30 protein-coding genes are annotated in these 21,033 nt (G+C 65.1%); 27 read left to right on the top strand and 3 right to left on the bottom strand.

Translation table 11 applies throughout. From position 1 onward, the window contains the following. Positions 1-142: 142 nt before the first annotated feature. From NUW81_RS04810 to msrC, 3 genes are all read left to right on the top strand, one after another. On the top strand, positions 143-805 hold the full coding sequence (locus NUW81_RS04810) for an RluA family pseudouridine synthase (RefSeq protein WP_245110921.1): 663 nt from the start codon (positions 143-145) through the stop codon (positions 803-805). Continuing rightward, a complete protein-coding gene (arfB, locus tag NUW81_RS04805; RefSeq protein WP_245110918.1) occupies positions 805-1,215 on the top strand; it encodes an alternative ribosome rescue aminoacyl-tRNA hydrolase ArfB in 411 nt (136 codons plus the stop codon). The genes NUW81_RS04810 and arfB overlap by 1 nt, the downstream gene beginning before the upstream one ends. A gap of 98 nt (positions 1,216-1,313) precedes the next feature. Beyond that, the gene (gene msrC, locus NUW81_RS04800) at positions 1,314-1,793 is read left to right on the top strand and encodes a free L-methionine (R)-S-oxide reductase MsrC (protein WP_245110914.1); all 480 of its coding nucleotides are present in this window, start codon (positions 1,314-1,316) and stop codon (positions 1,791-1,793) included. A gap of 4 nt (positions 1,794-1,797) precedes the next feature. On the opposite strand, the gene NUW81_RS04795 is transcribed toward msrC, so the two are convergent. Both NUW81_RS04795 and NUW81_RS04790 read right to left on the bottom strand, forming a co-directional pair. Beyond that, a complete protein-coding gene (locus NUW81_RS04795; RefSeq protein WP_245110910.1) occupies positions 1,798-1,956 on the bottom strand; it encodes a hypothetical protein in 159 nt (52 codons plus the stop codon). A gap of 175 nt (positions 1,957-2,131) precedes the next feature. Continuing rightward, positions 2,132-2,590, bottom strand: a complete 459-nt coding sequence (locus NUW81_RS04790) for a universal stress protein (protein WP_245110907.1) — start codon at positions 2,588-2,590, stop codon at positions 2,132-2,134. Positions 2,591-2,694: 104 nt separating this feature from the next. On the opposite strand from NUW81_RS04790, the gene NUW81_RS04785 reads away from it, so the two are divergent. The 14 genes from NUW81_RS04785 (at position 2,695) to NUW81_RS04720 (ending at position 12,662) form a co-directional block, all read left to right on the top strand. After that, positions 2,695-3,987 carry a pyruvate dehydrogenase complex dihydrolipoamide acetyltransferase gene (locus NUW81_RS04785; RefSeq protein ID WP_245110903.1) on the top strand — a complete coding sequence of 431 codons (1,293 nt, stop codon included), beginning with the start codon at positions 2,695-2,697 and terminating at the stop codon, positions 3,985-3,987. A 6-nt stretch (positions 3,988-3,993) separates the two neighbouring features. Further along, positions 3,994-4,263, top strand: a complete 270-nt coding sequence (locus tag NUW81_RS04780; RefSeq protein WP_245110899.1) for a hypothetical protein — start codon at positions 3,994-3,996, stop codon at positions 4,261-4,263. A gap of 72 nt (positions 4,264-4,335) precedes the next feature. Beyond that, positions 4,336-4,932, top strand: coding sequence for a hypothetical protein (locus NUW81_RS04775; protein WP_245110894.1), 597 nt, complete (start codon positions 4,336-4,338; stop codon positions 4,930-4,932). 145 nt (positions 4,933-5,077) lie between these two features. Then, a complete protein-coding gene (locus NUW81_RS04770; protein WP_245110892.1) occupies positions 5,078-5,608 on the top strand; it encodes a hypothetical protein in 531 nt (176 codons plus the stop codon). Beyond that, a complete protein-coding gene (locus NUW81_RS04765) occupies positions 5,598-5,966 on the top strand; it encodes an acyl-CoA thioesterase (RefSeq protein WP_245110888.1) in 369 nt (122 codons plus the stop codon). Before NUW81_RS04770 ends, NUW81_RS04765 begins: the two co-directional genes overlap by 11 nt. Before the next feature lie 68 nt (positions 5,967-6,034). After that, positions 6,035-6,244, top strand: coding sequence for a hypothetical protein (locus tag NUW81_RS04760; protein ID WP_245110886.1), 210 nt, complete (start codon positions 6,035-6,037; stop codon positions 6,242-6,244). Between the two features lie 84 nt (positions 6,245-6,328). After that, positions 6,329-6,757 (top strand): hypothetical protein, encoded by a 429-nt coding sequence (locus tag NUW81_RS04755; RefSeq protein WP_245110883.1) that lies wholly within the window; start codon positions 6,329-6,331, stop codon positions 6,755-6,757. Continuing rightward, on the top strand, positions 6,754-7,548 hold the full coding sequence (locus tag NUW81_RS04750) for a hypothetical protein (protein WP_245110881.1): 795 nt from the start codon (positions 6,754-6,756) through the stop codon (positions 7,546-7,548). The genes NUW81_RS04755 and NUW81_RS04750 overlap by 4 nt, the downstream gene beginning before the upstream one ends. Positions 7,549-7,615: 67 nt before the next feature. Beyond that, on the top strand, positions 7,616-9,028 hold the full coding sequence (gene lpdA / locus NUW81_RS04745; protein WP_245110879.1) for a dihydrolipoyl dehydrogenase: 1,413 nt from the start codon (positions 7,616-7,618) through the stop codon (positions 9,026-9,028). Between the two features lie 81 nt (positions 9,029-9,109). Then, positions 9,110-9,742: a lysozyme gene (locus NUW81_RS04740; RefSeq protein ID WP_245110877.1), complete on the top strand. Its 633-nt coding sequence runs from the start codon at positions 9,110-9,112 to the stop codon at positions 9,740-9,742. Then, complete coding sequence (locus NUW81_RS04735; protein ID WP_245110874.1) at positions 9,732-10,421, top strand: hypothetical protein; 690 nt, start codon at positions 9,732-9,734, stop codon at positions 10,419-10,421. Before NUW81_RS04740 ends, NUW81_RS04735 begins: the two co-directional genes overlap by 11 nt. Before the next feature lie 60 nt (positions 10,422-10,481). Beyond that, positions 10,482-10,904, top strand: coding sequence for a hypothetical protein (locus NUW81_RS04730; RefSeq protein ID WP_245110872.1), 423 nt, complete (start codon positions 10,482-10,484; stop codon positions 10,902-10,904). Between the two features lie 45 nt (positions 10,905-10,949). Next, positions 10,950-11,291: a DUF3140 domain-containing protein gene (locus tag NUW81_RS04725; RefSeq protein WP_245110870.1), complete on the top strand. Its 342-nt coding sequence runs from the start codon at positions 10,950-10,952 to the stop codon at positions 11,289-11,291. A 51-nt stretch (positions 11,292-11,342) separates the two neighbouring features. Continuing rightward, positions 11,343-12,662, top strand: a complete 1,320-nt coding sequence (locus NUW81_RS04720; protein WP_245110866.1) for a Xaa-Pro dipeptidase — start codon at positions 11,343-11,345, stop codon at positions 12,660-12,662. Positions 12,663-12,671: 9 nt separating this feature from the next. Here NUW81_RS04720 and NUW81_RS04715 read toward each other — a convergent pair whose 3' ends face one another. After that, the gene (locus NUW81_RS04715; RefSeq protein ID WP_245110863.1) at positions 12,672-12,926 is read right to left on the bottom strand and encodes a hypothetical protein; all 255 of its coding nucleotides are present in this window, start codon (positions 12,924-12,926) and stop codon (positions 12,672-12,674) included. 164 nt (positions 12,927-13,090) lie between these two features. Between NUW81_RS04715 and NUW81_RS04710 the strand changes: the two genes are divergently transcribed. From NUW81_RS04710 to NUW81_RS04665, 10 genes are all read left to right on the top strand, one after another. After that, positions 13,091-13,435 (top strand): MliC family protein, encoded by a 345-nt coding sequence (locus tag NUW81_RS04710; protein WP_245110861.1) that lies wholly within the window; start codon positions 13,091-13,093, stop codon positions 13,433-13,435. A gap of 55 nt (positions 13,436-13,490) precedes the next feature. Then, a complete protein-coding gene (locus NUW81_RS04705; protein ID WP_245110859.1) occupies positions 13,491-13,901 on the top strand; it encodes a hypothetical protein in 411 nt (136 codons plus the stop codon). Between the two features lie 203 nt (positions 13,902-14,104). After that, complete coding sequence (rpsL, locus tag NUW81_RS04700) at positions 14,105-14,476, top strand: 30S ribosomal protein S12 (RefSeq protein ID WP_244382427.1); 372 nt, start codon at positions 14,105-14,107, stop codon at positions 14,474-14,476. Positions 14,477-14,593: 117 nt separating this feature from the next. Continuing rightward, positions 14,594-15,064 carry a 30S ribosomal protein S7 gene (gene rpsG, locus NUW81_RS04695; protein WP_245110857.1) on the top strand — a complete coding sequence of 157 codons (471 nt, stop codon included), beginning with the start codon at positions 14,594-14,596 and terminating at the stop codon, positions 15,062-15,064. A gap of 68 nt (positions 15,065-15,132) precedes the next feature. Further along, entirely contained in the window at positions 15,133-17,220 is a 2,088-nt protein-coding gene (gene fusA / locus NUW81_RS04690; protein WP_245110854.1) for an elongation factor G, read from the top strand. A gap of 100 nt (positions 17,221-17,320) precedes the next feature. Then, positions 17,321-18,511, top strand: coding sequence for an elongation factor Tu (tuf, locus tag NUW81_RS04685; protein WP_245110852.1), 1,191 nt, complete (start codon positions 17,321-17,323; stop codon positions 18,509-18,511). A gap of 228 nt (positions 18,512-18,739) precedes the next feature. Next, positions 18,740-19,051 (top strand): 30S ribosomal protein S10, encoded by a 312-nt coding sequence (gene rpsJ / locus NUW81_RS04680; RefSeq protein ID WP_011952197.1) that lies wholly within the window; start codon positions 18,740-18,742, stop codon positions 19,049-19,051. 287 nt (positions 19,052-19,338) lie between these two features. Further along, a complete protein-coding gene (gene rplC / locus NUW81_RS04675; protein WP_245113687.1) occupies positions 19,339-20,091 on the top strand; it encodes a 50S ribosomal protein L3 in 753 nt (250 codons plus the stop codon). 3 nt (positions 20,092-20,094) lie between these two features. Then, positions 20,095-20,724, top strand: coding sequence for a 50S ribosomal protein L4 (gene rplD / locus NUW81_RS04670; RefSeq protein WP_245110850.1), 630 nt, complete (start codon positions 20,095-20,097; stop codon positions 20,722-20,724). Then, entirely contained in the window at positions 20,717-21,031 is a 315-nt protein-coding gene (locus NUW81_RS04665; protein ID WP_245110847.1) for a 50S ribosomal protein L23, read from the top strand. The genes rplD and NUW81_RS04665 overlap by 8 nt, the downstream gene beginning before the upstream one ends. Positions 21,032-21,033: the final 2 nt, after the last annotated feature.

Raw genomic sequence — 21,033 nt, 5'->3', positions numbered from 1 at the left:
CATTCCGTATCTGACTCGGAAAAGTTAACAAAGTCATAAAGGTTAACGCGAGCCATTTACGATCCGTCCTGTGGCGAAAAAGACTCATAATGGAGGAAGCCCGCCTCTTCCCTAGGGAGCCGCGGGTCGATACGGGGGCGCCATGGACCTGGAATCGCGCATCATTTTTATCGACGCTGCCGTCGTCGCCATCGACAAACCCGCCGGTTTGCCCGTCGACACCCCCCGCCGCGGGGGTGATTCGGTCGAGCGGCGGCTGCGCGAGCTGCAACAGGGCTACAAGCGCCTGCCCGCGATCATGCACCGGTTGGACCAGGACACGTCGGGCTGCCTGCTGCTCGCGCGCAACCCGCCGGCGCGCAAATGGGTGCAGGCCGCCTTCGAGCGCCACGAAGTGCGCAAGCGCTATGTCGCCGTGCTCGGCGGACCGGTCGAGGGCGATGCGGGCGTCATCGACCTGCCGCTTTCGAAAGTGTCGAGCGAGGAAGCGGGCTGGCGCATGGTCGCCGATCCCAAGGGCAAGCCCGCGGTGACCAACTGGAAGAAGCTGCACGAGGAGGGCGGCCGCACGCTGGTCGAATTCGTCCCCGCGACAGGGCGCACCCACCAGATCCGCGTGCATGCGCGCGAGGGGCTGGGCGCTGGGATCGTCGGCGACCGTGTCTATGGCTTCCCGGGCGGGCCGATGCTGCTCCACGCGCACCGCCTCGAAGTGCCGCGCCCCAAGGGCAAGACGATCAAGCTGGAAGCGCCGCTGCCCGAGCATTTCGGCGAATGGGCCGCCTTTGCGGGCGTGTCGAGCTGATGAAGCCCGAGGACGTATCGATCCCCGAAGAGGCGCTGGAGGAAAGCTATCTCGCCGCCTCCGGCCCCGGCGGGCAGCATGCCAATACGACCGAGACGGGCGTGCAGATGCGGGTCGACCTCTATGCGCTGGGCCTCAGCGGGCGGGTGCTCAACCGGCTCCGCCACATCGCCGGATCGAAGGTCACCAAGGATCGCGCCGCCCTCGTCATCACCGCCAAGGGCTCGCGCAGCCGCGAGGACAATCGGCGCGAGGCGCGTAGCCGTCTTGCCGAGATGATCGCCAAGGCCCATGTCGAGCCCAAGCGGCGCAGGAAGACCAAGCCGAGCCGCGCCGCCAAGGCGCGGCGCACCGACAGCAAGGTCAAGCGCGGCGCGGTGAAGAAGATGCGCGGGAAAGTGGATTATTAAGGACGTCGCCCCAGCGCAGGCTGGGGCCCATGCCGTGGAGACGATTCTCGGGGACATGGATCCCGGCCTCCGCCGGGATGACGGGAAAGAGGACGAAAATGTACGACTTCAAGATCGAGGCGGGGACCAAGGCCGCTTTCTATGACGAACTGGCCAAGGCGCTCGAAAGCCTCGTCGCGGGCGAGCCCGACCAGGTCGCCAACATGGCCAATGCCGCCGCGCTCATCATGGAGCAGCTCGGCGATCTCAATTGGGCAGGCTTCTATCGCAACGTCGAGGGCACGCTGGTGCTGGGGCCCTTCCAGGGGCGCGCGGCCTGCATCCGCATTCCCTTCGGCAAGGGCGTGTGCGGCGCGGCGGCCGAGAGCCGCGAGACGCAGCGGGTCGAGGACGTGCACGCCTTTCCCGGCCATATCGCCTGCGACGCGGCGAGCCGCTCGGAGCTGGTGGTGCCGATCATGAAGGACGGCGAGCTGTTCGGCGTGCTCGACCTCGACAGCCCGAGCCCGGCGCGGTTCGACGCCGAGGACGAGGCAGGCTGCGAGAAGCTGGTGCGGGCGCTGGAAGCGGCGCTCTAGGCGCTTACTCCTCTTCCTCGTTCACATCCTCCACATCGGGTTCGACGGTCTCGGCGGTGCCGCCATAGCCGCCGCTGCCGAGGCTGAGCGGCATGCCTTCGCCGGTGTCGTTGAGTTCCTTCTGCTCGCGCAGCTGCGACATCGGAATCGTACGCTTGGTCATGCTTATTCTCCTTTGACGGAAGAACGAGCCGGCGTAGCGTCACGATCCGCGCCTAACCCTCACCGCAATTCATCTCGTCGCCCCAGCGAAGGCTGGGGCCCATGTAAGGACAGGTTTTCGCAGCGGGTTGGCATGGATCCCAGCCTTCGCTGGGATGACGGATGGGGGGGCGCGTCTAGGCGAGCAGTTCGATCCGTTCATCGTCCATCCCGCCGGGCACGAGGAGGACGGGGCAGGGAAGGTCGCCGGCGCCTTCGCCGGTGAAATGCTTGACGATGGGCCCGGGATTCTTGCCGGGCGCTGCACCCAGCACCAGCGCGGCGATGTCATCGCGCTCGCCGATGATCTCCTTGATCACCTTCACGGGGTCGCCTTGCCTGATGGTGATGGTGGGCTTGATGCCGCTCGCCTCGACGATCTCGCCGACGGTGACGGCGATGGCCGCCTCGACGCGGTGCATGTCCTCTTCCTCGATCGCGGCCTGCACGCCGCCCCAGGAGACGAACTCCTGCGGCTCGACGATGGCGAGCACCTCGACACCGCGATCGGTGTTGCGCGCACGCTTGGCAGCAAAGCGCAGGGCGACCTTGGCTTCGTCGCTCTCGTTGACGATCACGAGATAATGCTGGTCCATTTTCCCCTCCGAAAAAGAGTGCTGACCCAATTGGAGCCGCCATGCAAGGCTTGACGGGGAACGGGTGGTTCGCTTTGAGCGCTTCAACACCCAAGGAGACCCCAATGCCGACCGAACTGAAGATGCCCGCCCTGTCGCCGACGATGGAAGAAGGCACGCTGGCCAAATGGCTCGTGAAAGAGGGTGATGCGATCAGTTCGGGCGATATCCTCGCCGAGATCGAAACCGACAAGGCGACGATGGAATTCGAGGCGGTCGATGAAGGCACGCTCCTCAAGATCCTCGTCGAGGAAGGCACGGACGGGGTCGCGGTCGGCACCGTCATCGCGATGATCGGCGAAGAGGGCGAGGAAGTGGGCGATGTCTCCAGCGCTGCGCCCGAAGCCAAGTCGGCCCCCGAAGCCGCGCCCACGCCCGACAAGGGCTATGGCCGCGACAGCGCGCCCGCGCCCGAGAGCAAGGCCGTGGCGCCTGCCGCGCCCAAGTCGGACGGCAGCCGCATCAAGGCGAGCCCGCTGGCGCGTCGTCTCGCCGAAGCGCAGGGCATCGATCTGTCGACGCTGACCGGCTCGGGCCCCAACGGCCGCATCGTGCGCGCCGACGTGGATGCCGCCGCGGGCAAGGGCGGCGCCAAGGCCGCTGCCGCCGCGCCCGCCGCGAGCGCGCCCGCGCCCGCCGCCGCGCCGGCCGAGGTCGAACCGCTCGATATTCCGCACGAGGTCGAGAAGCTGTCGAACATGCGCAAGACGATCGCGCGCCGCCTGACCGAGGCGAAGCAGCAGATCCCGCACATCTACCTCACCGTCGACATCCAGCTCGATGCGCTGCTGAAGCTGCGTAGCCAGCTCAACAAGAGCCTCGAGGATCGCGGCGTCAAGCTCAGCGTCAACGACATGCTGATCAAGGCGCAGGCGCTGGCATTGCTCGAAGTGCCCGAGTGCAACGTCAGCTTCGCTGGGTCGAACCTGATCAAGTACAGCCGCGCCGACATCTCGGTCGCCGTTTCGATCGACGGCGGGCTCATCACCCCGATCATCGAGAATGCCAACGAGCGTTCGCTGTCGTCGATTTCGACCGGCATGAAGGAGCTCGCGGGCCTCGCCAAGGAAGGTAAGCTCCAGCCGCACCAGTATCAGGGCGGCACGGCGTCCATCTCCAACATGGGCATGTTCGGCATCAAGTCGTTCGACGCGGTGATCAACCCGCCGCAGGCGATGATCCTCGCGGTCGGCGCGGGCGAGAAGCGCCCCTATATCATCGACGACAGCGTCCAGATCGCGACCGTCATGAGCGCCACCGGCAGCTTCGACCACCGCGCCATCGACGGTGCGGACGGGGCGAAGTTCATGGCTGCGTTCAAGAAGCTGGTCGAGAATCCGATGGCGCTGGTGGCGTAAGGCCCCATGCGGGCGATCGGGGCGCTGCAGGGGCTTTTGCTGCTGCTCGGGTCGATGGCCTATTTCGCGGGCTTCGTGGCCTTCGGTTTCCTGTCCTACCTCGCGGCGATGGACCCGTCCGTCCTCGCGCTGACGGGGGCGCTGGGAAGCGGCGGCGTGGCCTCGGTCGTCCTCGGGCTCATGCTGCTGTTTCGACCGACGAAGCGGCGAATGGCGGTCGGGCTGCTCCTGCTCGTCCCGGTGATCTTCATCGTGCCCCACCTCGGCAGCATCTGATCGCGGCTGGCGGCCGCATCCGCGACTGGCTAGGATGCGGGAGACGGCTTGTAGCGTGATGAAGGGGATGTCGTGGGGGCGAGGGACGATGCGAGGCTGCTGGGGGAAGCGTTCCGCTTCCTCGCGACCGGGTTCAGCCAGATTGCCAATGATCGAGTGCCTGGAACGATAGTTTCTATCAGGGACGGCAAGGCCTCCGCCCCACGAGATATTCGCATCGGCTGCAACGTCGAGATGGTACATTTCGGCAGTACCAGCGTGGCCCTGCCGCACGACTTTCTTGCCGCCGCGATTCTCGCGGGCGAGGGGAAGTGTCGACTGGAGGGCGAGGAGGCGAAGGGCTCGTTCAAGCAAGGCGGACCACCGCAGGACGGTGCCGAAATCTACGGCATCGACTGGATTGAATGGACCTATTCGGCCGTGGGGAACGACTCTTTCCACCTGCGCGGCGACAGCGTGGTCGGCGAACCCCATCTCGACACGTTCGTCTATCGAAAGCCGTCGGACCTGTCCGACACGATCGCACGCGTCGAAGTCGAGTTGCCGTTCGAGCGCATCTTCGACTTCGTCTACCTGACCACGCGACGGCACGCCGATGCGTTGTGCGCGAATATCCGCGAAGCGACGGGCAAGCGCCTCAAGGGGCCCGAATTCAAGGTGACGAAATGAGCCGGCAGTTCGCGCCCGCCCGCGCGGATCGGCCGACAGGGATGCGTTAGCCGATGCCGCGTCCCACCGTACCCAAGGTCGGCAAGGATCCGGTCTATAAAATCGTGAAGTCCTTTCCCAAGGGCGGGGTGTGGTCTCCTTATCGATGGGGGTCCTCGACACGCTGGCCGAGGGGCGCGGGCCGTTGAACTGGCTCACGCGCTTCATCACTGCCTTCGGATTGCCGTCGCTCGGCATCGGGGTGGTGCTGGGGCTGGCGACCTACATAGTGGAGCTTGTGCTCCTGAGCGATAATCTTCGCGAAGCGCTGATCGCGCCCTTCGTGGGCTTGGCGCTGGCAGGTTTCGGCGGTTTCCATATCTGGGCGGTGTTCGGCATCGCCTTCGTCATCGTGCCCCTGAGCCAGATCCCCTTCCTCCTGCTCGAATGGACGGGGCGACGCTGGCCGAGGCGGACGCACGGCTGGCTGTCGGGCATGCTGGCAGCCGCCCTCACCGCAGGCTGGGCCTTCGGCATGCCGCTGCCCTGGCTGGAGCCGACGCGCGACCTTATCCCGGGCAACTGGAATGCGGCGAGCCGGATCGCCTTTTCGATCTGGCTCGGCTTGCTTGCCGGGCGCTGGGGCACGAAGATGTGGCGCCATGCCTTTTATCGAAAGTTGAAGAATGACCGATGATGTCCCCCTTATCCGCGTCACTGCCATGCCGGCCGACACCAATCCCTATGGCGGGATCTTCGGCGGCTGGCTGATGAGCCAGATGGCGCTGGCGGCGGGCTCGCTCGCCTCGCGGCATTCGAAGGGCAAGGCGGTGGTCGTGGCCGCCAACGAGCTCGCTTTTCCGGGGGCGATGGAGGTCGGAGACGAGCTGTCGGTCTTTGCCGAGCTCCTCGAGGAAGGCACGACCTCGATGACCATCCGCGCCGTTGCCAAGGGGCGCGAGCGTGACGGCGAGCGCGAATTCGACGTCGCCAGCGGCACCTTCACCTTCGTCGCGACCACTGCCGACAACAGGAAGCGGCCGGTGCGCGGCTGAGGCCCGCTTCATCCTTTCTTTACCGTTCCGACCGCATTTTTCCGCGCAGGGAGACAAAGGGGACGGTAATGAAATTAACCACTTGCATCTTAATCGGGGCGGTCCTCGGGGTCGCGCTGCCGATGTTCTTCGGCGGGCCGCAGGGCGTGTGGATGAGAAGCGTGGCGAGCATCGGCACGATCCAGCCGCTTGCCAGTTCGCCGGGCCTCCTCTTCTCCGCGCCGGTGATGGCGCTCACCGCCTTCGGGCTGAAGAGCCTGTTCGCCTGGCATAGCTGAGGCGCATGCCCCGCGCTTGACCTGCCCGCCGGTCCCGCCATGATGGCGGGGCTCCGGGGGGCGGAGCATGGGGGGAGTGGCGTATTGGGTCTGACACTGGCGCGGGTCGTGGTGAGCTTCGGCATCTTCTGCGCACCCTTCTTTCTCTATATCGCGGCCAGCAGCACGCCCGAGGATGCGATGATCCTCATCTTTCCGTTCATCGGCGCGATCCCCGCGATCGTGGGTGCGCTCGTCCTGTTCGTTCCCGCCGAGATGCTGCTCGACCGGCTGGGCGCGCCGGCGCTCAAGAATGTCGTCGTGCCGCTTTTGGGCGCGAGCCTGTCGATCATCAGCGTCCTCGTCATCGGTGCCTGGACCGACAGCCTGGGGACGCTGGCGCGTAACATTGCCCAACATGGCTCGATGTTCTGGGGGGCGATGAGCGTCTGGGCCGTGCTCGGCGCGATCTGGGGGCTGGTCTGGCGCAGTACCGAATGGCTGGCGCGCAAGACGGGGCTGGTTCGCGCGTGAGCGGCCTCGAGATGGGCGAGATCGTCCCGCAGATCGCGGGCAGCGCGCTGGCAACCGTGATCGCCGCCTATATGCTCATCTACGGGATCGGCGCGCTGGTCGGGAAGAAAGCCTTCTCGATGAACAGCGTGCACGAGGCGCTGGTCGGCACCATCATCCTTATCGGCATCCCCGCGGGGCTTGCCGCCTTCGTTTCGCTCTTCTTCCTGCCGGTGCTGCTGGCCATTCCGCTGCCGCTGGCGGGCTGGGCGATCGGGGCGGCGGTCGGGCTCGCCTGGTCGATCCTCGCCTTCCGCCATTCGGAAGGGGGGATGGACGGTTGCACCAAGCTCATGATGACGGGCGCGTCGGGCTATCTCACCGCCATGGCCTGCTGGGCCATCGCGCTGGCCGACCCGCCCGCGGGCGACATCGGCATGTTCATCAAGCCGATCCTGCTGGCCACCCCCTTCGCGGCGCTGGGGGCGCAGGGGCGCAGCGGCAATGGCGCGCGGGCCTTCATGATCGGCACATTCATGGCCTTCTTCCTCGCGCTCGGCTTCGTGCCGATCGAGACGGGGTTCGCTGCCGGCATCCTGCCCGACAGCCCGTGGCTCAAATATCCGATCGGCGGGATGGTCGGCATGACCATCTGGCTGATCGTGCCGCGCGCGCTGCTGACCATCTGGGCGCTGATCTTCAAGGTGAAGATGGACGAATGGAGCAAATTCTTCTGGAGCATCGGCTTTCTCGGCGTGACCGGCCTGTTCTTCGGCCTTCTCTATGCCGGGCTGACGGTGCTTGGCCTGTAGGGGACTTGTCGCTCCACGGCTGGGCAGCTAACCGGCACCTCAAGCATTTTTCGAAGGAGCAGCCCCCGTGTCCAACAATTACGACCTCATCGTCCTTGGAAGCGGCCCCGGCGGCTATGTCGCGGCGATCCGGGCATCGCAGCTGGGCCTCAAGACCGCGATCGTCGAGCGCGAGAATCTGGGCGGCATCTGTTTGAACTGGGGCTGCATTCCCACGAAGGCGCTGCTGCGTTCGGGAGAGATCTTCCATCACATGAAGCATGCCGAGAGCTTCGGGCTGAAGGCCGATGGCGTCTCGATGGACCTCGAAAAGGTGGTGGCACGCAGCCGCGCGGTGGCCAAACAGCTCAACCAGGGCGTCACCGGCCTGATGAAGAAGAACAAGATCGACGTGCACATGGGCAATGGCTCGATCGATGCGCCCGGCAAGCTCACCGTCGAGAAGGACGGCAAGAAGACGCAGCTCAGCGCCAAGCATATCATCGTGGCGACCGGTGCCCGCGCGCGCGACCTGCCCTTCGCGCCCGCCGATGGCGACAAGATCTGGACCTATCGCACCGCCATGACCCCGCCCGCCATGCCCAAGGACCTGCTGGTCATCGGTTCGGGCGCGATCGGCATCGAGTTCGCGAGCTTCTATAACGACATGGGCGCCAATGTGACCGTGGTCGAGATGATGGACCGCATCGTGCCCGTCGAGGACGAGGATATCTCGGCCGAACTTTTGAAGCAGCTCAAGAAGCAGGGCATGACGATCATGCCCAAGGCGGGCGTCAACAGCCTCAAGGCCGACAAGAATGGCGTCACCGCCGAGATCAAGGACGACAAGGGCAAGACCGAGAAGAAGCAGTTCTCGCACTGCATCGTCGCCATCGGCATCGTCCCCAACACCGAGAATATCGGGCTCGAGAAGCTCAAGGTGAAGACCACCAAGGGCCATATCGACACCGACGAAATGTGCCGCACCAACGTGAAGGGCATCTGGGCGATCGGCGACGTTACCGCGCCGCCGTGGCTCGCGCACAAGGCCAGCCACGAGGGCATCATCGCGGTCGAGGCCATCGCCAAGGAAATGGGCAACAAGGACGTGCATCCCCATGCGATGGACGTGCGCAACATCCCGGGCTGCACCTATTGCCACCCGCAGGTCGCCTCCGTCGGCATGACCGAGGCCAAGGCCAAGGAAGCCGGCCACAAGGTAAAGGTCGGCAAATTCCCCTTCATCGGCAACGGCAAGGCGATCGCGCTCGGCGAGACGCAGGGCTTCATCAAGACCGTGTTCGACGCCGAGACGGGCGAGCTCCTCGGCGCGCACATGATCGGCGCCGAGGTGACCGAGCTCATCCAGGGCTATACCATCGGCAAGACCGCTGAGCTCGTGGAGACCGACTTCATCAATACGGTCTTCGCGCATCCGACGCTGAGCGAGATGATGCATGAGTCGGTGCTCTCGGCCGAGGGGCGTGTGCTGCACATCTGATCGCTACGGCCAGGTAGCGGTCGGAACGGGCGCGGTCGCCGGTGCGTAGTCCCCGCATCTCCCACTGCACGCCAGGACCTCATGCCCTTTCTCGGCCGGTCGCAATTGCTCGCTCCCTTCGTCGCCTTCTTCGCGGCCAGCGAGACGCCTGTCGAGAATCTCCAGGAGCTGGAGGAGGATGTCGACGAGGAAATCGAGGAGGTGATCGACGAGGTCGAGCGCTTCCTTGCCGAGGAACTCGAGGTGTCCGACGAGCTTATCGACGCGATCCAGGCGGAAGAGGGCAAGGTGCTGGTCGTCTATCGCGACATCACCGGCCTGCCGACGGTCGGCGCGGGGCATCTCGTGCGGCCCGAGGACGGGCTGCGGGTGGGTGACCGCATCACCGAGGCGCAGATGCGCGATTTCCTCAAGAAAGACCTCGAGGAGGCCGAGGAGGGGGTGCGGCGCATCGCGAAGGATACCCCGCTCAGCCAGAATGAATTCGATGCGCTGGTCGACCTCACCTACAATGTCGGGCCGGGCAATGTCTCGCCGACCAAGAGCCCGCGGCTCAACGATGCGCTGGCGCGACGCGACTATGCGGCGGCGGCGCGCGAACTGAATTATACAAAGGCACGCGACGGCAAGCGGGCGGGCGGGCTGGTCAACCGCTCCGAGCGCCGGCGGCGCATTTTCGAGAAAGGCGATTATGGTGATCCGCGTGAGAGCTGAATGGCTGTGCATCGCAGCGCTCCTGTCACTCGGCGCCTGCCAGGAGGCCGAGAGCCCCGCCATGCAGGCACTCGATGAAGCGCAGGTCGACGGCGAGAAGGTCGCCCCCGGCTCTTCGGCCGCCGAGGACTGCCTCCTCTTCATCTGGGAAGCGCGCGAGGCGGCGGGCGATTTCGGCGGCGATGACGAGCGCACCTACGATCGCGACCATGACGAGGCCGAGGGCGGGGCGATCAGCTGCGCCACCGCCACCAGCGCCTCGCAGTTCGAGAAGACGCTGAAGGCGTTGCGCGATGCCGCGACCAGCGGCGACCGCGCGGCGACGCTGGCCGAAGCCGGCATCCCGCTCCTGTTCATCACCGAGGACGGCACGACGCGCGAACTGACCGAGGCAAAGGCGCTCGAGGAGGCTTTCGAGGAAGTGTTCACCGAACGCACGCTCGAGCGGATGCGCAGCCTCGCGCTCGAGGAGATGACGGTGATCCCCGACAAGGGCGCTTTCTTCGACCTTGGCGCCTTGTGGCTGGTCGTGCCCGAGACGGGCGCGCGGCCCAAGCTCGTCACGGTCAACAGCCAGGCCGCGGCCGAGGCGGCGGCGATCGCGGCGAAGGCCAAGGCGGAGGCGGAGGCGCAGGAGGCCTCCGGCACGGGCAACGAGGGCGCTGCTCGACAAGACTAATATGCGCTTAACGCTGCACGGTTACCCAACGGTAGGGCGGCGGCGGTTTAACGCAGGGTCATGGACCGGAACAGCCTTACCCCCATTCGCACCGTGACCGGCATCGCCATGCTTGGCGCGGTCGGGCTCATCTTCCTCGGCAGCGACGAGGGCGTCGTCGGTAACATGCGCGCGATCATTGCCGCGTTGGGCGGCGCCCTGCTGCTGCTGGCACTCCCGACGCTGATCGACCTCGGCAGCGAGACCGCCAGGCTGTTCAGCGACGATGCCGACGGCGAGGCGAAGAAGACTTTCGTCGACTATGAGGCCGACGAGGCAATCGAGCGCTACAAGAAGGAGCGGCAAAAGGCCGCAGCGGCCCGGCAGGATGCGGAGGCCGTTCGCGAGGCGGAGCCTGTCGTGGCGGCGCCCGCAGCGGTGGTCGCGGCAGTGCGCGCGCCGGAGATCGAGCGGGCGATGCGCTTCGGCCGGAAGTCCGCCTGAACCCCGGCCTGCCTTCGTCCGTTCGAGGGGCGAAGGAGAGCGTGCATGAGTGACAGTGACGAGAAGGATCGCGTCGAGATCCGCAAGGAATTTCGCGACGTCGTCAACATGAGCCCGTCCGAGCTCGAGGAATGGCTCGACACCGAGGAATCGAAATCGGTCGGCGACAATGGCAGCGGCGAGAGCACGGGGCATCGCTCGGGGCGGCGGATTGTCGAGATCAGGCGCAAGAATGTCGATGAACTCACCGATGCCGATCACGATCATATGGAAAAGGTTATCGGCTATGTGCATCGCCACTGCGCGCAGGGGCCCGACAGCGATGTCAAGCATTCGGACTGGCGCTACAGCCTCATGAACTGGGGGCACGATCCGCTGAAGGATTGACTTGCGGGCGCGCGGCGCGCCGCTAGGGTCGGTGGCGAAAGGGGACCATCCATGCGCCTTGCCATCCTCGCCGCGGCCGCCGCCTTCGTGCTGCCGCAGGCTGCTCATGCCGACACCTACATCACCGCCGAACGCTACCTCGATGTCGAGGCGGGGCGCTATGTCGACAATCCGGTGATCCGCGTCGGCGAGGACGGGCGCATCGTCTCGATCGACCGGCTCGAGGAAGGCGAGGCGCTCACCGCGCGGGCGGGCGATACGGTCTGGACCTATCCGGGCAAGACGCTGCTGCCGGGCCTCATCGACATGCACGTCCATTTCGCCGCGCCCGCCGACATCCGCGGCTACCGGCGCTACCAGAAGACCGACAGCTTCTGGGCGGTGACCAGCGTGCCGACCGCGCAGGCGATGCTCGAGCTCGGCTTCACCACCGTGCGCATGGTCGGCAGCCGCGACCGCATCGGGGTGGGCCTCAAGCAGGCGATCGAGGATGGCTATGTGATCGGCCCGCGTATCGTGCCCGCGGGCTATTCGCTCGGCGCCACCGGAGGGCATTGCGACAGCTCCTTCCTGCCGCCGAGCCTTGCCGGGGACGAGAAGGCCGAGGGCATCGGCGACACGCCGGACGAGTTGAAATTCCAGGTCCGGCACCAGCGCAAATATGGCGCCGAGGTCATCAAGGTGTGCGCCACCGGCGGGGTCTTCTCGCTCAACACCGAACCGGGGCAGCCCCAGCTGTCGGTCGAGGAGCTCAAGGCGATCGCCGATGAGGCGCACCAGTGGGGCCTGCAGGCCGCCGCCCACGCCCATGGTGCCGAGGGCATCAAGCGCGCCATCGCGGCGGGCATCGACACGATCGAACATGCCAGCCTCGTCGATGCCGAGGGCATCCGCATGGCCGTCGAGCGCGATCGCCCCGTCTGGTTCTCGATGGATATCCGCAATACCGATTACACGCAGGCGATGGGCACCAGCACGGGCACGCTACCCGAGAATTTGCGCAAGGATCGCGAGATCGCGCAGGCGCAGCGCGACAATTTCCGCGCCGCGCACGAGGCGGGCGTGGGGATGGTGTTCGGCAGCGATGTCGGCGTGATGCCGCCCAACTGGGTGCCCGGCCAGTTCGCGGTAATGGTCGACTATGGCATGACCCCGCTGGAGGCGATCCGCGCGGCGACATGGAATGCCGCACAGGCGCTCGGGCGCGAGGATGACGTCGGCGCGATCGCCGTCGGGCGCTATGCCGACATGGTTGCGGTGGCGGGCGATCCGCTTGTCGATGTCACCGTCCTCGAGGCGGTCGAGGGTGTCATCAAGGGCGGCGAGCCGGTCGACCGGATGGTGCCCTGGGCGCTCGAGCCGAAGGACTGAGGCGGGCGCTCAGCCCTTTTCCTCGCGCAGCCATGCCAGCGCGCCGGGGGCGAGATGCTTGAACTTTGGCCAGCCCTCGCGGCTGTCCTCTAGCGGGGCGACCATCAGGGGGAGGCCGCGGGCGAACTGGTCGCGCAGGTCGTGGAAGAGGCGCGAGCGGTCGCGGCCCGTGCGCACGAGCCAGATGTCGGGGCCGAGCGGGTGCGCATCAGCGGCGAAATCGACCGTGACACCGTCGGGCAGGAGGACGAGGTAAAGCGTCATCACGGGGCAGGACGCATGACGGCTGGCCACCGTTCCCGCGCCGCGCCGCTGCCTTGAAAGGCGTCGAAACGTCCGAAAACCGCGATTTGACGATGGTGCGGCGATTGCCGCGCCGATGCAACAGGCGCTAATGATATGCATCAATTTCTGACGGGAGAGAATGCATGAAGATCTCGTTCGTGGCTGCAGTTCCCCTTGCCCTCCTCATCACCGCCTGCGCCTCCGATGGCGACGACGGCATCTATGACAGCGGTGTCGATGCGCCCGACGGGCGCGTCTATTATATCTGCGACAACGGCCGGACGCTGTTCGTCGATTTCGACGGCAGCACCTCGGTGACGGTCGAGGAACGCGGGCGCGGCACTTCCGAAGTCGAGCAGTTGACCCGCGAGGCGACCGCCTCGGGCGCGCGCTATGTCGGTCCCGATGGCGAGATCTTCTGGGACAATGGCGATGAAGCCATGTGGCGCGGCACCAGCGGCGAGGAAACCACCTGCCAGAAGCAATAGGCCCGTTCGTCGAACAGTGATCGGGGCGTGCCGGCGTCCATGCTAGCGAAGGGGCATGTTCCCGCGCCATGACCTTGCCGGCATGTCACCTCCTCTCGGCGACCCCGAGCGCGAGACGCTGATCGCGACCGTTTTCGCGAGGGCGGATGCCGCCCTGTGCGAGCATGCGCTGGACCTGATGCGCCACCTGCAGGCGATGGGACAGCTCTCTACCAAGGATGTCGAGCGGATGCAGGCCATCCGCGGCCTGATGCGCACGGCGGGCGAGGGCTATGGCCGTCGCGGCGAGATGGTGCATCGCCGGCTGCGCGCGCTGGTCGCCGACCTCGAAGCACGGCGTGGGCGAGGCGCGAAGGGGCGTGGGCTGGCACCCGGACCGGTGCGCCCGTACGGACCCGGCCCGCTGCTTGGAGGCGGCGCGGAGGTCCCGCTCGGGGAGGACACGGTCCACCGCTCGCGGCATTGACGCTGGGCACAGGCTCCTCTAAAGGCGCGCTCGTCCGGGGCGGATGGCGATTCTTGTCGTCGGCCCGATCGGACAGAGCTGAACATTGCTCTCGACAAGTGTTGCGGAGGCCTCCCCGCCAGACGGGGTGGGCGCTCCGCTTATGCCTGTTGGGGCAAAGTAACCGCCGGGGACTGCCCGGCAAATTGAAAGGTGAAGGCTTCATGCCCACGATTAACCAGTTGATCCGCAAGGGTCGCACCATCCAGAAGGCCAAGTCGAAGGTCCCTGCGATGGAACAGAACCCGCAGAAGCGCGGCGTCTGCACCCGCGTCTACACGACGACCCCGAAGAAGCCGAACTCGGCGCTTCGTAAAGTGGCCAAGGTCCGCCTGACCAACAGCCGCGAAGTCATCAGCTACATCCCGGGTGAAGGCCACAACCTGCAGGAGCACAGCGTCGTGCTGATCCGCGGCGGCCGTGTGCGCGACCTTCCGGGCGTGCGCTACCACGTGCTGCGCGGCGTGCTCGACACGCAGGGCGTCAAGGACCGCCGTCAGAGCCGTTCGAAGTACGGCGCCAAGCGTCCCAAGTAAGCGCTCCAGCGTCCGGCCGGCATCGCCCGTCCGGAACCAGGTTGATCGTCCGCCGCTCGCAACGATGGTCCGACAGGGGTCGGGCCGCGGGCCGGTGGAACAGAAAAGGAATTTCCTATGTCCCGTCGTCGTCGCCCTGAGAAGCGCGTCATCCTTCCCGATCCCAAGTTCGGTGATCTGGTCCTGTCGAAGTTCATGAATTCGGTCATGCTCGACGGCAAGAAGTCGGTCGCCGAGCGTATCGTCTACGGTGCCCTCGACAATGTCGAAGCGCGCATGAAGAACGACCCGCTGGCCGTCTTCCACGACGCCCTCAACAACATCAAGCCGGCCGTCGAAGTGCGTTCGCGCCGCGTCGGTGGTGCCACCTACCAGGTGCCCGTCGAGGTCCGTCCGGACCGCGCCCAGGCGCTCGCCATCCGCTGGCTCATCGGTGCCGCGCGTTCGCGTCCCGAGAAGACCATGGCCGCCCGCCTGTCGGGCGAGCTGATGGACGCGAGCCAGAATCGCGGTAACGCGGTCAAGAAGCGCGAGGATACGCACCGCATGGCGGAAGCGAACCGCGCCTTCAGCCATTATCGCTGGTAGTCCGCATTTAAATTGTAACGGGGGGTCGCTTGATAGCGGCCACCCCATGACCTTCGGAGACTGATCCCATGGCCCGCAGCCATCCCATCGAGCGCTACCGCAACATCGGTATCATGGCGCACATCGACGCCGGTAAGACGACCACGACCGAGCGTATCCTTTACTACACCGGCAAGTCCTACAAGATCGGCGAAGTCCATGACGGCGCCGCCACCATGGACTGGATGGAGCAGGAGCAGGAGCGCGGGATCACGATCACGTCGGCTGCTACCACCACCTTCTGGAAGGTCGACGGCGGCGAAGAGCACCGCATCAACATCATCGACACCCCGGGTCACGTCGACTTCACCATCGAAGTCGAGCGTTCGCTCCGCGTGCTCGACGGTGCCGTGGCCGTGTTCGACGGCGTTGCCGGCGTCGAGCCGCAGTCGGAAACCGTGTGGCGCCAGGCGGACAAGTACAAGGTTCCGCGGATGTGCTTCATCAACAAGCTCGACCGCACCGGTGCCGACTTCTACTATTGCGTGAACTCGATCGTCGAGCGCCTCGGCGCGACCCCGCTCGTCCTCGCGCTGCCGATCGGCGTGGAAGACCAGCTCAAGGGCATCGTCGACCTCGTCGAGATGCGCGGTATCGTCTGGGCCGACGAAAGCCTCGGCGCCAAGTTTGAATATACCGACATTCCCGAGGACATGGTCGAGAAGGCCAATGAGTATCGCGAGAAGCTCGTCGAGCTCGCCGTCGAACAGGACGACGATGCGATGATGGCCTATCTCGAAGGCGAACAGCCCGATACCGCCACCCTCAAGCAGCTCATCCGCAAGGGCACGCTGGCGCGCGCCTTCGTGCCGGTGCTGTGTGGCTCGGCGTTCAAGAACAAGGGCGTCCAGCCCCTGCTCGACGCCGTCGTCGAATATATGCCGAGCCCGATCGACGTTCCGGCCATCGAAGGTGTCATCCCCGACACCGAAGAGACCGCCAAGCGTCCCTCGAGCGACGAAGAACCCTTCGCCGCGCTCGCCTTCAAGATCATGAACGACCCGTTCGTCGGCTCGCTCACCTTCGCCCGCATCTACTCGGGCAAGCTCTCCAAGGGCTCGGTGCTCAACACCGTGAAGGACAAGAAGGAAAAGATCGGGCGCATGCTGCTCATGCACTCGAACAACCGCGAGGACATCGAAGAGGCCTATGCCGGCGACATCGTCGCCATCGCGGGCCTCAAGGACACCACCACCGGGGACACGCTGTGCGCCGAACGCGCGCCGATCATCCTCGAGCGGATGGAATTCCCCGATCCCGTCATCGAGCTGTCGGTCGAACCCAAGACCAAGGCCGACCAGGAAAAGATGGGCATCGCGCTCAACCGCCTGGCCGCCGAGGATCCCTCGTTCCGCGTCTCGACCGACCATGAATCGGGCCAGACCATCATCAAGGGCATGGGCGAACTTCACCTCGACATCCTCGTCGATCGCATGAAGCGCGAGTTCAAGGTCGAAGCGAACGTCGGTGCGCCGCAGGTGGCCTATCGCGAATCGCTCAAGAAGGCGGCCGAACTGAACTACACCCATAAGAAGCAGTCGGGTGGTTCGGGCCAGTTCGCCGAGGTCAAGATCCAGGTCACGCCGGGCGAGCGCGGCGCGGGCATCACCTTCACCGACAACGTCAAGGGCGGTAACGTTCCGAAGGAATATATCCCCTCGGTCGAGAAGGGCATGCGCGAGACCGCCGAAACCGGTTCGCTCATCGGCTTCCCGATCATCGACTTCGACATCGAACTGCTCGACGGTAAGTACCACGACGTCGACTCGAGCGCGCTGGCGTTCGAAATCGCCGGCCGTGCCGCCATGCGCGAAATCGCGCAGAAGGCGGGAATCAAGCTGCTCGAACCGGTCATGAAGGTTGAAGTCACCACCCCCGAGGACTATCTCGGCGACGTGATCGGCGACTTGAACAGCCGCCGTGGCCAGATCCAGGGCACCGACAGCCGCGGCAACGCACAGGTTGTCGAAGCCATGGTCCCGCTGGCCAACATGTTCGGTTACATCAACGAGCTGCGCAGCTTCACCTCGGGCCGTGCCCAGTACAGCATGCAGTTCTCGCACTATGACGAAGTCCCGCAGAACGTCGCGGACGAACTCAAGGCGAAGCTCGCGTAACGGGGCTAGCGTAACCTTAAATAAGTCGTTATGGGCGGCGCGTCTTAGGGCGCCCGCCCACAGAATCTGAAGACATACGAACACTGAAAAGAGGCGTATAATGGCGAAGGCAAAATTCGAGCGGAACAAACCGCACGTCAACATCGGCACCATCGGTCACGTCGACCACGGCAAGACCTCGCTCACCGCGGCGATCACCAAGACGCTCGCGGAAGCGGGTACCTCGGAAGCCGTCGATTTCGCGAACATCGACAAGGCTCCGGAAGAGCGCGAGCGCGGCATCACCATCTCGACCGCCCACGTCGAGTATGAAACCGAAAACCGTCACTATGCGCACGTCGACTGCCCGGGTCACGCCGACTATGTGAAGAACATGATCACCGGTGCCGCCCAGATGGACGGCGCGATCCTCGTCGTGTCGGCCGCTGACGGCCCCATGCCGCAGACCAAGGAGCACATCCTGCTCGCCAAGCAGGTCGGCGTTCCGACCATGGTCGTGTGGCTCAACAAGGTCGACCAGGTCGACGATCCCGAGCTGCTCGAACTCGTCGAGCTCGAAATCCGCGAAGAACTCTCGAAGCGCGACTTCGACGGCGACAACATTCCGATCATTGCCGGTTCGGCGCTTGCTGCCCTCGAAGACAGCAACCGTGAAATCGGCCAGGATGCGATCATGAAGCTCATGGCCGCCGTCGACGAGTGGATCCCCGAGCCGGAACGTCCCCTCGACAAGGACTTCCTCATGCCGATCGAAGACGTGTTCTCGATCTCGGGCCGCGGCACCGTCGTGACCGGCCGTGTCGAAACCGGCATCGTCAACGTTGGTGACGAAGTCGAAATCGTCGGCATCAAGGACACCACCAAGACCACCGTCACCGGTGTCGAAATGTTCCGCAAGCTGCTCGACCAGGGCCAGGCCGGCGACAACATCGGCGCGCTGATCCGTGGTGTCGGTCGTGAAGAAGTCGAGCGTGGCCAGGTTCTCGCCAAGCCGGGTTCGATCACCCCGCACACCGAGTTCGACGCTGAAGTCTACGTCCTGTCGAAGGACGAGGGCGGCCGTCACACGCCGTTCTTTGCGAACTACCGTCCGCAGTTCTACTTCCGCACCACCGACGTCACCGGTGAAGTCACGCTGCCGGAAGGCACCGAGATGGTCATGCCGGGCGACAACGTGAAGCTGGGCGTCAAGCTCATCGCGCCGATCGCGATGGACCAGGGCCTGCGCTTCGCCATCCGTGAAGGCGGTCGTACCGTCGGCGCGGGGGTTGTCGGCTCGATCAAAGCCTAATATAGGCCCACACAGCCGCGGGGGTCGGTGATTCGTCATCGACCCCCGCGATTGTTTTGAGCCCCGGTCTTTTCCGGAGCTCGAGTACAAGTTTCAGGCCCCGTTCAGTTTGGTTGCTTTATAAAACGCAACTAGAAGAACAGGGTCTTCGATTTTTTGGTTTGAACAATGTTTGGCCCGACTGGCGGCTGCCACCAGGGCCTGGCTCTTTCGCATCGGTGAGTGGATATGGAAACGCAGAATATTCGTATTCGTCTGAAGGCCTTCGACCACAGGGTCCTCGATCAGGCGACTGGTGACATCGCCGACACGGCGCGCCGCACGGGCGCTCTTATTCGCGGTCCTATCCCGCTGCCGACGCGCATCGAGAAGTTCACCGTGAACCGCGGTCCGCACATCGACAAGAAGTCGCGCGAGCAGTTCGAGGTCCGCACCTACAAGCGCCTCCTCGACATCGTGCAGCCGACCCCGCAGACGGTCGACGCGCTGATGAAGCTCGACCTCGCCGCAGGGGTGGACGTCGAGATCAAACTGGCCTAAAGGGCGCGCAGGCCTTCCCGAGGGAAGGGTTTGTGAGTCGCCCGGTTGTTGCCGGGAGCCAGCAAAAACAAGGATTTGCAGCCCTCCAAGCTGCTGAGTTTCCAAGGTGCCGGTCCGCCGGCGCCTTCGAGGCACTAGGGATACCGCACGGCAATGCCGTGGTCATGCGTCCCCCGCCTCCTGCCCCATCGGCAGGAACGACCCAAGCGGGGGTTTCGCACATAGCAACGGGTCGCACGCCCTCGTCGGAATGAACCGGCGCGGGCCTCTGATGGGAGCATATGATCATGCGCACTGGCGTGATCGCGAAGAAGATGGGGATGACCCGCCTGTTCGAGGCGGACGGTCGGCACGTGCCGGTTACCGTCCTTCACCTCGACGGCGTCCAGGTCGTCGGTCGTCGCGAAAAAGACAAAGACGGTTACACCGCTGTGGCGCTCGGCGCCGGCAAGGCGAAGGCGAAGAACGTCAACAAGCCGCAGCGCGAAGCTTTCGGCAAGGCCGAAGTCGAACCCAAGATGCAGGTCGCGGAATTCCGCGTCGACGAGGACGCGCTCCTCGACATCGGCGCCGAGATCTCGGCCGAGCATTTCGTTCCGGGCCAGAAGGTCGACATCCAGGGCGTGACCCAGGGTAAGGGCTTCGCCGGCGCCATGAAGCGCTGGGGCTTCGGTGGTATGCGCGCCTCGCACGGTGTGTCGATCAGCCACCGTGCGCACGGTTCGACGGGTAACCGCCAGGATCCGGGCCGCGTCTTCAAGAACAAGAAGATGGCCGGTCACATGGGTGCCCGCACCCGCACGCAGCAGAATCTCGAAATCGTCCGCACCGACGCCGAGCGCGGTCTCCTCTTCGTCAAGGGCTCGGTGCCCGGCTCGAAGGGTGGCTGGCTGATGGTCTCGGACGCGGTCAAGCTTCCGCGCCACTCGGACGCGCCCTATCCGGCCGCGCTCAAGAGCGACGCGAAGTCGAACAATGAAGCTGGCGCCGACCAGACTGCCGATGCGGCGGTCGCGGCCGACGAAAGCAAGGAAGGCTAAGCCATGAAGGTCAAGGTTCAGACCCTCGATGCGAAAGCAGGCGGCGACGTGCAGCTCGACGACACCATCTTCGGTGTCGAGCCGCGCGAAGACATCCTGCACCGCGTCGTCACCTGGCAGCTCGTCAACCGCCGCGCCCCGGCGCGTGCGACCCGCGAGCGCTCGGATGTCGCGCGCACCGGCAAGAAGTACGGTCGCCAGAAGGGCGGCGGTACCGCCCGTCACGGCGATCGCAAGGCGCCGATCTTCATCGGCGGCGGCAAGGCCCACGGTGCCCGTGCCCGCACGTTCAGCTCGAGCCTCAACAAGAAGGTTCGCGCCCTCGGCCTGAAGATGGCTCTTTCGGCCAAGGCCAAGGACGGCAAGCTGATCGTGATCGACAATCTCGACATGAACGGTGACGCCAAGACCAAGGCTCTGGTCGCCAAGCTCGACAAGCTCGGCTTCGGCAAGACCAACCTCGTTGTCGACGGCGATGCGGTGAACGTGGGCTTCGCCCGCGCCAGCGCCAACATCCCCGGCATCAACCTGCTGCCGGCCGTCGGTGCCAACGTCTACGACATCCTGCGTCACGACACGCTGGTCCTCACCAAGGCCGGCATCGAAAAGCTGGAGGCCCGTTTCAATGGCTAAGGCAGAAAAGAAAGCGGTCGAGAACCGTCACTATGACGTGATCCGCGCGCCGCACATCACCGAGAAGGCGACCATGGCCGCCGAGCACAATGCGGTGGTGTTCAAGGTCGCGGGCGACGCGACCAAGCCGCAGATCAAGGCAGCGGTCGAAGCGCTTTACGGGGTGGAAGTCACCAAGGTGAACACCATCAACGTCAAGGGCAAGACCAAGCGCTGGAAGGGCAAGCCCTACAAGCGCACCGACGAGAAGAAGGCGATCATCACGCTCAAGGACGGGCAGATGATCGACTATACGAGCGGGGTGTAAGG

It is taken from the genome of Sphingomicrobium aestuariivivum, assembly GCF_024721585.1.
GTDB classification, from domain to species: Bacteria; Pseudomonadota; Alphaproteobacteria; order Sphingomonadales; family Sphingomonadaceae; genus Sphingomicrobium; species Sphingomicrobium aestuariivivum.
Note: the sequence above shows the minus strand (reverse complement) of the source record. Positions and strands in the feature narration are given on the sequence as shown.

Bases quoted from the DNA above. Each gene is read 5' to 3' on its own strand.
- NUW81_RS04740 (WP_245110877.1), top strand. From the start codon at position 9,110: ATGCCCTTTCTCGGCCGGTCGCAATTGCTCGCTCCCTTCGTCGCCTTC.
- NUW81_RS04710 (WP_245110861.1), top strand. From the start codon at position 13,091: ATGAAGATCTCGTTCGTGGCTGCAGTTCCCCTTGCCCTCCTCATCACC.
- NUW81_RS04705 (WP_245110859.1), top strand. From the start codon at position 13,491: ATGTTCCCGCGCCATGACCTTGCCGGCATGTCACCTCCTCTCGGCGAC.
- msrC (WP_245110914.1), top strand. From the start codon at position 1,314: ATGTACGACTTCAAGATCGAGGCGGGGACCAAGGCCGCTTTCTATGAC.
- NUW81_RS04665 (WP_245110847.1), top strand. From the start codon at position 20,717: ATGGCTAAGGCAGAAAAGAAAGCGGTCGAGAACCGTCACTATGACGTG.
- rplC (WP_245113687.1), top strand. From the start codon at position 19,339: ATGCGCACTGGCGTGATCGCGAAGAAGATGGGGATGACCCGCCTGTTC.
- NUW81_RS04790 (WP_245110907.1), bottom strand. From the start codon at position 2,590: ATGGACCAGCATTATCTCGTGATCGTCAACGAGAGCGACGAAGCCAAG.
- NUW81_RS04795 (WP_245110910.1), bottom strand. From the start codon at position 1,956: ATGACCAAGCGTACGATTCCGATGTCGCAGCTGCGCGAGCAGAAGGAA.
- NUW81_RS04810 (WP_245110921.1), top strand. From the start codon at position 143: ATGGACCTGGAATCGCGCATCATTTTTATCGACGCTGCCGTCGTCGCC.
- rplD (WP_245110850.1), top strand. From the start codon at position 20,095: ATGAAGGTCAAGGTTCAGACCCTCGATGCGAAAGCAGGCGGCGACGTG.
- NUW81_RS04720 (WP_245110866.1), top strand. From the start codon at position 11,343: ATGCGCCTTGCCATCCTCGCCGCGGCCGCCGCCTTCGTGCTGCCGCAG.
- NUW81_RS04770 (WP_245110892.1), top strand. From the start codon at position 5,078: ATGGGGGTCCTCGACACGCTGGCCGAGGGGCGCGGGCCGTTGAACTGG.
- NUW81_RS04760 (WP_245110886.1), top strand. From the start codon at position 6,035: ATGAAATTAACCACTTGCATCTTAATCGGGGCGGTCCTCGGGGTCGCG.
- NUW81_RS04725 (WP_245110870.1), top strand. From the start codon at position 10,950: ATGAGTGACAGTGACGAGAAGGATCGCGTCGAGATCCGCAAGGAATTT.
- tuf (WP_245110852.1), top strand. From the start codon at position 17,321: ATGGCGAAGGCAAAATTCGAGCGGAACAAACCGCACGTCAACATCGGC.
- NUW81_RS04765 (WP_245110888.1), top strand. From the start codon at position 5,598: ATGACCGATGATGTCCCCCTTATCCGCGTCACTGCCATGCCGGCCGAC.
- NUW81_RS04785 (WP_245110903.1), top strand. From the start codon at position 2,695: ATGCCGACCGAACTGAAGATGCCCGCCCTGTCGCCGACGATGGAAGAA.
- fusA (WP_245110854.1), top strand. From the start codon at position 15,133: ATGGCCCGCAGCCATCCCATCGAGCGCTACCGCAACATCGGTATCATG.
- NUW81_RS04730 (WP_245110872.1), top strand. From the start codon at position 10,482: ATGGACCGGAACAGCCTTACCCCCATTCGCACCGTGACCGGCATCGCC.
- arfB (WP_245110918.1), top strand. From the start codon at position 805: ATGAAGCCCGAGGACGTATCGATCCCCGAAGAGGCGCTGGAGGAAAGC.
- NUW81_RS04780 (WP_245110899.1), top strand. From the start codon at position 3,994: ATGCGGGCGATCGGGGCGCTGCAGGGGCTTTTGCTGCTGCTCGGGTCG.
- rpsL (WP_244382427.1), top strand. From the start codon at position 14,105: ATGCCCACGATTAACCAGTTGATCCGCAAGGGTCGCACCATCCAGAAG.
- rpsG (WP_245110857.1), top strand. From the start codon at position 14,594: ATGTCCCGTCGTCGTCGCCCTGAGAAGCGCGTCATCCTTCCCGATCCC.
- rpsJ (WP_011952197.1), top strand. From the start codon at position 18,740: ATGGAAACGCAGAATATTCGTATTCGTCTGAAGGCCTTCGACCACAGG.
- NUW81_RS04715 (WP_245110863.1), bottom strand. From the start codon at position 12,926: ATGACGCTTTACCTCGTCCTCCTGCCCGACGGTGTCACGGTCGATTTC.